Here is a 7319-nt window from a genome sequence, read left to right on the forward strand (position 1 = left end):
TCCACCACGTGCAGCGTCGAGGCGAACAGCGCCACCACCTGCCCCGCGCGCACCACCGGTGTGACCATGGTCATGTCGAACAGGTGCCCGGTGCCCTTCCACGGATCGTTGGTGAGGTACACATCGCCCTCGGCCATGGTGTGCGAAGGAAAGGCGCGCAGGAAATGCTTGACCGATTCCGCCATCGAGTTGACATGGCCGGGCGTGCCGGTCACCGCCTGCGCGATCATTCGACCGTCGGGCAGGAAGACGCCGGCCGAGAGATCGCCCGCTTCACGCGTGGAGGTGCCAAAGGCGGTGCGAATCAGCGTCTGCGCCTGCTCTTCCACCACCGACAGCAGGCGGTTCCACATCACCTGGGCATGGATGGTATTGCGCAGCGTGGCATGGCTGGCTGCTGGGTGTTGCGTGCTCATTGTGCGGCCTCCGCGAGTGTGGTTTCGTCTGTCGTAGCCTTGGCCAGCGGCGTTGCCTCCAGCACTAGGTGGCCGCCGGAGTCCAGCGAAAATACGAAGCCGGCAGGCACCACCGTCGTGGTTTCGTCCTCCACCACCAGCGCGGGGCCCTGCACGACGGCGCCGTGCATCAGCGCACCACGCTCGAACACGGGCACATCGCGTCCCACGCCAAGCTCGCCGTCGAACAACGCGCGCTGGCCGCTGCTGGCCACCCCGCCAGCGGCCGTCTCCGCCTCACGCGTGCGCGCGATCGGCGGCGGCGCGGTGCTGACGTTGACTGACCAACTGATGATCTCGACTGGGTTGCCCGGCAAGGTACGACCGTAAAGCGCCGCATAGGCGCGCTCGAACTCTTCGCCCAGCGCCAGTGCATCCTGCGCATCCAGGGCGCATGCGTCCAACGGAACGGGGATCTCGTGCCCCTGCCCGGCATAGCGCATGTAAGCCAGCCGTTGCTCGCCCAGCGCCTGCCCCGGCGCCGCCTGGCCAACGATGTCGCGCGCATTGGCGACAAGCTGATCCAGTACGGCGTTGACCGCCGCCGCGTCAAAGGCATCCAGACGCTGGTAGTAGCTGCGCACCGCCTGGTAGGCGATCGGCGCCCACAGGAAGCCGAGGGCGGAGCCCACGCCGGCCGATTGCGGCACGATCACGCGGCGGATGCCCAGGCGCCGGGCAAGCGCCGCCGCGTGCAGCGGCGCGGCGCCACCAAATGCGATCAGCGTGTAGTCCTCGACAGCCTTGCCAAGCTCGGTGGCATGCACGCGTGCGGCGTTGGCCATGTTCTCGGTAACGATCTCCGTGACAGCCAGCGCGGCAAACTCCGGGGTGGTGCCCAGCCCGAGGGCGATGTCGGTGCCGAGCGCCTGGCGTGCCAACGCCGGCTGCAGCGCCACCTTGCCGACGGCAAAGCGCTGCGGGTCGAGCAGGCCAAGCACGCAATTGGCATCGGTCACGGTGGCTGCGCTGCCACCCAGGCCATAGCTKGCCGGGCCGGGGTCGGAGCCGGCGCTGTCCGGGCCGACCTGCACGCGACCCAGCGCATCGATGCGCGCGATAGAGCCACCCCCCGCGCCAATCTCCACCATCTCGATCACCGGAATGCGGATCGGCAAGCCCGAGCCTTTCAAGTGCCGGTGCATGCGGCCAAATTCAAAGCTGCGCGTAATCTGCGGCTGGTAGTCGTCAATAAAGCAGATCTTCGCGGTGGTGCCGCCCATGTCGAAGGACAGCGCGCGGCCAATGCCGGCCTGCTCGGCCACGCGGCGCGACAGGATAGCGCCGCCCGCAGGCCCTGACTCGACTAGCCTCACCGGCTGCGCGATGCCAGCCTCTATATTGGTAATGGCGCCGCCTGAGGTCATCAGGAACAGCGGGCTGCGCAGGCCGAGCGCCACCACGCGGTCCCGCAGGCGCTTGAGATAGCCCGCCACCAGCGGCTGCACATAGGCATTGGCACTGGTGGTGGACAAGCGTTCGTACTCGCGGATCTCCGGACACACGTCCGACGACAGCGACACCCAGAGGTGTGGTGCCAGTTCGCCCAGGATTGCGCGCACGCGCTGCTCGTGCGCGGGATCGACGTAGCTGTGCAGGAAGGTCACCGCCACGCTCTCCACGCCTTGCGCTTCCAGTTGCGGCACCAGCGCGGCCACGGCATCGTCGTCCAGCGCCAACAGCGTTTGGCCGCGGCCGTCGACGCGTTCCGGCACGCCGAAGCGCAGGTAGCGCGGCACCAGGGGCGCGGGCTTGTCGAGGAAGATGTCGTACTGCGCGAAGCGATCCTCCCAGCCAATCTCGACCAGGTCGCGAAAGCCCGCGGTAGTGATCAGCGCGGTGCGCGCACCCTTGCGCTCGATCAGCGCATTGGTGGCAAGCGTGGTGCCGAGTATAAAGAGGTCGACCTGTGCCAGGGTCAGCCCTGCGCTAGCCAGGATGTCCTGCACGCCCTGGATCACACCGTTCTCGGGCGCCGTTGGCGTGGTCAGGACCTTGCTGGTATAGCGCTGTGCGCCCACCAGCAGCACGGTATCGGTGAACGTGCCGCCAACATCAACGGCGAGCCGTATGCCCGCCTCGGGTGAGTTCTGGTTGTGTGCAAGCATGTCGGTGTCTGGAGTGAGAGGGGGTCGGTTTCATCCCACGCGACGTGGTGCCGCGGCGCACTCGACAAATGACGTCCGTCGGGGATCGGAGACCGCCCATGGGGCAAAGTTCGGTAGACAGCTTCGCMGCATCAGGCCAGCGAGGGAGAGCCGGTAGCGTTGAAATCCAGTGGTGCAGGATAACCATCGGCCTAGGCCTGGCGGAACGAAGTATTTCACGCATGCTTATGCCCCGACACGGGCTATGGATATGCGCAATGCTTAGTTGATTTCAGCGGCAGCTGTGGCGATGGCCTTGTTGATGCTTCGAAGCGCGTCGCCAGTCACTCCCGCACCTCGTGACCATTTGGCGCAACGCCGTGAATTGCTGTTCTACGCGATGGAGGTTCAGGATCTGAGCATTTCTATACGGACGATGCTGGCCCATGATGCCGCTGCGGCTCGCAAAGCGTGAAGTGTAGTAAAGATGGGGCTTCCGCACTTTGTGTGACTGCCGCGTCGAGGGCTTTATTTCGTGCCGATCTGGCCCCACGTTGATCGTTACCATGAGCCAAGTTCTCCGGTGGGATCGATCGTATTCTCGCTCGTGTGGGTAAGCGCGTCGTCTCCAGCGACGGGCGAGGGGAGACCATCACTGTCGAGGCCTGCAGTACGGTTCGCGCGGCACCTTGTCCTGCCTGCCGTCGTTGGAGTAACCGACTCCAGGGCAGCTGTGTGCGCAGACTGGAAGAACGTCCGATGCTTGAGAAGCGGGGCGTTCTCGCCGTGGAGGTGCGTTGCTTCAAGTGTGCGAATGCCGGCTGCCCCCGTCGTACGTTTTGCCGAGAACATCCACGCCTTGGCCGGTCGGCATCAACGTCGAACGCGATCACAAGCTCGGGCGTTGCACGCGCTAGGCCACGCCCTCGGTGGTGTGGCAGCTGCCCGGCTTGCTGACGTCTTGGGCTTGCGCACCAGTGCCGACACCGCACGGCAGGAGTTGCGAAGAGCTCCTGGACGCAAGCGCAAACCACGACCGCGGGTCGTCGGCATCGATGACTCGGCGATCGCGCGCGGTCACCAAGACGGAACGTATCATCGTCGACCTGGAGCGACGTGAGCCGATCGAAGTGTTCGCCCCGGCAGGGAAACAACTGCGGTGACCGCGTGGATGCGTGCGCACCCATCAATCGAGATCGTCGCCAGGGACCGGGCGGGTGCCTACTTCGAGGCGGTCGACATCACGCTGCCGGCAGCCAAGCAAGTCTCCGATCGCTGGCATCTGCTGTGCAACCTGCGCGACAACGTCGAGAGGCTGCTGTACCGACTCGGACCGCAACTGCGCCAAGCCGCGCAGCAAGTCGAGGTCGGTGGCGTGACCCTGGGCCGGCGGGGGGTGCTGAGCCGCACCTCACTACGGTCATGGCAGCGCGTGAGCGATCCGCGGTGCGCCACGCGGCTGGCGCTGTAGGAGCGGGTGATGGCGCTACGCGCCCAGGGCGGCACGATGAAAGGAATCGCGCGCGAGCTCTCAATCAACCATCGAACCGTGTGCAAGTTCGTCACCGCGGGGGCCTTCCCCGAGCGCGCACCCAAGGCGCGGGGTCCGACGCCTTTGGATCCCCATCGCAGCTATATTGAGGAACGAATCGCCTAGGGCTGTCGCTTTCCTGAACTGATCTGGCAAGAACTCAAGCAGCGAGGCTATATGGGTAATCGCTCCGCCGTGCAGAATTGCGTGGTCCGCCTCCTCTTTCCGCAAGGCAAGGTACCGCTTGTCCAGGCATCCGGGCGCACGATGCCGTGCCCGTCGGCCCGGCGCGTGTTCGGATGGCTTGTCGGATGGAGGAAGCTCGCCGTCGAGGAGCCCAGGAGTGCGGACCACGAGCGCTTCGTGCAGGCGCTGTGCARGATCGAACCCGTGGTGGGCGAGGTCCGCAGCCTCGCGCGGGAGTTCCTCGGGCTCATGCACCGGCGAAGTCTGCTGCAGTTCGATCGATGGTTGAGGCGTCTGTCGCGCTGCGACGCCGCGGAAATGCGTAGGTTCGCGCAAAGCCTGCGCGCCGACTTACCGGCTGTGCGGGCGGCCTTCAAGCTGCCATGGCAGCAATGGCCAGATCGAGGGTCACGTCAACCGGCTCAAGTTCCTCAAGCGCCAGATGTATGGCCGAGCGAACATCGAGCTTCTGCGGCTGCGGGTATTGAAGTCAAACTGAACGACCGGCCTGCCCTGTCTTGCTCGACGCTAGGCCGATCGCCATCGCAGGCGGGTGAACTCGTGCGGCCGGCACGAGGCTGGCGGGCTCGCCCACGTTCGTCAACAAGAAGAATGGTGGTGGTGGGCGGTGGAGACGACGGTCGTTCCACGCCACAACATCCTCCGCGCCAGTGCGCCCTCGCCACATAAAGTGCTTAATAAACAACATTAATACGCGAAAAGCGTAGTAATGTTGCTAAGGATACGCGCACAAGAAATGCTAAGTTATTGATTTACCACATCTTTTGCGCAGCATCGAGGTAGCATCTTTACTACACTTCACGACAAACAACGGTGACAGGGACCCGCGAGCCGTCGCGAAATAGACAAGTGGCTGGCATTGCGCGAAAATTATCGGCATTTGATTTTTGTACACAACTTCCCATGGCTCGGATTTAACGGTGACGATTAATGTTGAAAATCAATCACTTAGCACCGTTTCGCGCCGAAGGTATTGCGCAGAGTTGACGGCGACCTGACCGTCCGCTCGAAAGGAGATTTGGTGATAGCAGACGAKATCTGAGTCTCGGGGCTAGCGGGCTCGCCCCCGACCGGTGCCCTGGACTGACTAGTTGCCAAGGCAGGTCCGCCGAGCAGGCCAACGCCGGCGGCGGCTCCGGACCGTCCTGCGTGGCATGCCATTCTGAATGGCATGAGTGTTCACCAGTTCCCTCGCATCGAGGTCGCAGTGAAGCTGTCATGCGAGTCGATCCCGCCCATTCAGGAATGCCCTATAGCACGATTGCACAATTGACATCCGTCGCGAGCGTGGCCGCACCCGATCGTCGCACTGATGCTCGCCCCGACTAGATATTCGTACCCCGCCATCGGCCAAGGTAACGCAAAGCAACTCGTTGGAGAATTCGCCGGACGCTCCATTAAGCAGCTCAATTAGCTCGTTTGGAGCATGAGGAATTCGCATGCGTCGGACCGGCAACTCCCGGGGCAAAACGCCGCGCATTATTTGCGCCGACTCACCCCTCCCAGCCAATCAAAGATGCTATTAGATCACTTTAATGCGTGAAAGTGCGAAGATGACCACGTCTAAACCATCCTCCCGCCGACATCTTCGCAGCACTGTGCGGCTTGAAACTCACTTGGGGTGGCGGGCTGGTGCGAATCGCTCCTTCAATTCGTCGACAAGCGCACGCCGTTGAGCCGGATCGAGCAGCGTGATTTCGAATGACACCTTCCCAGAATCCCAATCTTTCAACACCCCAAGTGGCTTGCCGTCGGAATCGATGAGACGATGCTGGCGGGACGTCTCCTTCTGCTTACGGGCTGGCTTGGACTCATAACGTGCGCGGGCCTCTTCTACGTCCCGGCAGAAGGCCTGTTCGTCAGCAATTTTAGTCGCCATGGCACCGGCTACGGTGCTGCCCGCGACCTTCTCCAGAAGAGTGAGTTGATACAGTGTGGAAAGGGCAAACGCCTCCGGCTTCTCCCGCACTATCTCGAGCACGGGCTCGGAGAGTTTCATGATGGCCAGCGTCTTATTGATATTCGGCAGTGACATCCCCGTGACTTCAGCAATCGCCGACTCGTTTGGGTAGACGCCTTGGTCAATCAACGATCTCCAAGCCAACGCGTTATCCAGGGGGGATTGGGCCTCCCGCTCTGCATTCTCTTTGTAAGAGAGTTGATAGAGTTGCTGATCACTCAAGTTTGGGTGTACCAGCAAGCGCATACTCTGAATGCCAGCAACCTTAAGCGCCTTGAAACGATAGTGCCCACCGGCGAGGACACGGCGGCCGTCCCGAATCGTTGCGATCCCTGGGACCAGCTGGCCGTCGGCCCGAATGCTCTCAGCCAACTCGTGGACCCGTTCAGGGCGATAGAGTCTACGGGCATTGAATGGGTTGTCATCAATCAGGCCAAGGTCCGCTTCCTCATAGTACGGTCCACCCTGCGCGTCCACCGCTCTGGTCACAGTTGCGACCGCTTTCGCTGCGACTTCCCCGGCCCCATCATGCTTAAAGTTAGGCTTTAATACCTCAGCCGAATTGGGGGGGATAACAACGGCCGTCTCGGGTTGCTTTTCAGCAAATCCGTTCGGTTGGCGTTCAACAAGAGCCTGGGCACGCGCGAAACGGTCTGGCGGCGGTGCCGCAGCGACAGCCTTGTTAGCCTGTTCACGCATCATTTCGAGCTTGCTCTTCCCCATTATGCGACCTCCCGTTGCTTGTTCATGCTGCCCTTACCTTTCACTGGCTTGCGCGTCGACTCAATTCCCAATTTGCTCAACACGACCTTCGCTAGTTCCTCTACTTCTTTGACTGCAGCGGAAGATCCAGATAGTCCATGCACTGACAGACCAAACATCTGCGACTCTCCATAGGCATTTCTCTGCTGGAGTCCGGTCTCGAGCAGGGGAATGCCTTGATCCTCCTGCAAGATTTCCGTGCAAGCCTTGAAGACATTCCCACGCCTGGCCATTGACGGCACGCAGAAGGTTTGCAGATCCGGATTTTCTTCGAGGGCACGCCTAGCGAGTTCCTTGGCTTCTCGGCTCGCCCATAC

The 7319-nt window shown here is 62.4% G+C and carries 5 protein-coding genes and 1 pseudogene; 2 read left to right on the forward strand and 4 right to left on the reverse strand.

Annotated elements, in window-relative coordinates:
- Together AC1DS3_RS31920 and AC1DS3_RS31925 are read right to left on the reverse strand one after the other, a co-directional pair.
- A partial coding sequence (locus AC1DS3_RS31920) for a hydantoinase B/oxoprolinase family protein (RefSeq protein ID WP_477128717.1) occupies positions 1 to 416 on the reverse strand: 416 nt, incomplete at its 3' end.
- Entirely contained in the window at positions 413 to 2563 is a 2151-nt protein-coding gene (locus tag AC1DS3_RS31925; protein ID WP_441637331.1) for a hydantoinase/oxoprolinase family protein, read from the reverse strand. The genes AC1DS3_RS31925 and AC1DS3_RS31920, both read right to left, overlap by 4 nt.
- Positions 2564 to 3701: 1138 nt before the next feature.
- Here AC1DS3_RS31925 and AC1DS3_RS31930 point away from each other — a divergent pair.
- Positions 3702 to 4013: a transposase gene (locus AC1DS3_RS31930; protein WP_477128718.1), complete on the forward strand. Its 312-nt coding sequence runs from the start codon at positions 3702 to 3704 to the stop codon at positions 4011 to 4013.
- 9 nt (positions 4014 to 4022) lie between these two features.
- Positions 4023 to 4199, forward strand: a complete 177-nt coding sequence (locus tag AC1DS3_RS31935) for a hypothetical protein (RefSeq protein WP_441637334.1) — start codon at positions 4023 to 4025, stop codon at positions 4197 to 4199.
- A 1693-nt stretch (positions 4200 to 5892) separates the two neighbouring features.
- Here the strand turns inward: AC1DS3_RS31935 and AC1DS3_RS31940 are convergent.
- Positions 5893 to 6963 carry a ParB/RepB/Spo0J family partition protein gene (locus AC1DS3_RS31940; protein ID WP_477128719.1) on the reverse strand — a complete coding sequence of 357 codons (1071 nt, stop codon included), beginning with the start codon at positions 6961 to 6963 and terminating at the stop codon, positions 5893 to 5895.
- Positions 6963 to 7319, reverse strand: a pseudogene (locus AC1DS3_RS31945) (hypothetical protein); the annotation flags it as partial. The pseudogene AC1DS3_RS31945 and the gene AC1DS3_RS31940, both read right to left, overlap by 1 nt.

This window comes from Cupriavidus sp. 01L46, from assembly GCF_056399905.1.

Excerpts from the sequence above, each read along its gene's own strand:
- AC1DS3_RS31940 (WP_477128719.1), bottom strand. The coding sequence starts at position 6,963 with ATGGGGAAGAGCAAGCTCGAAATGATGCGTGAACAGGCTAACAAGGCT.
- AC1DS3_RS31935 (WP_441637334.1), top strand. The coding sequence starts at position 4,023 with ATGGCGCTACGCGCCCAGGGCGGCACGATGAAAGGAATCGCGCGCGAG.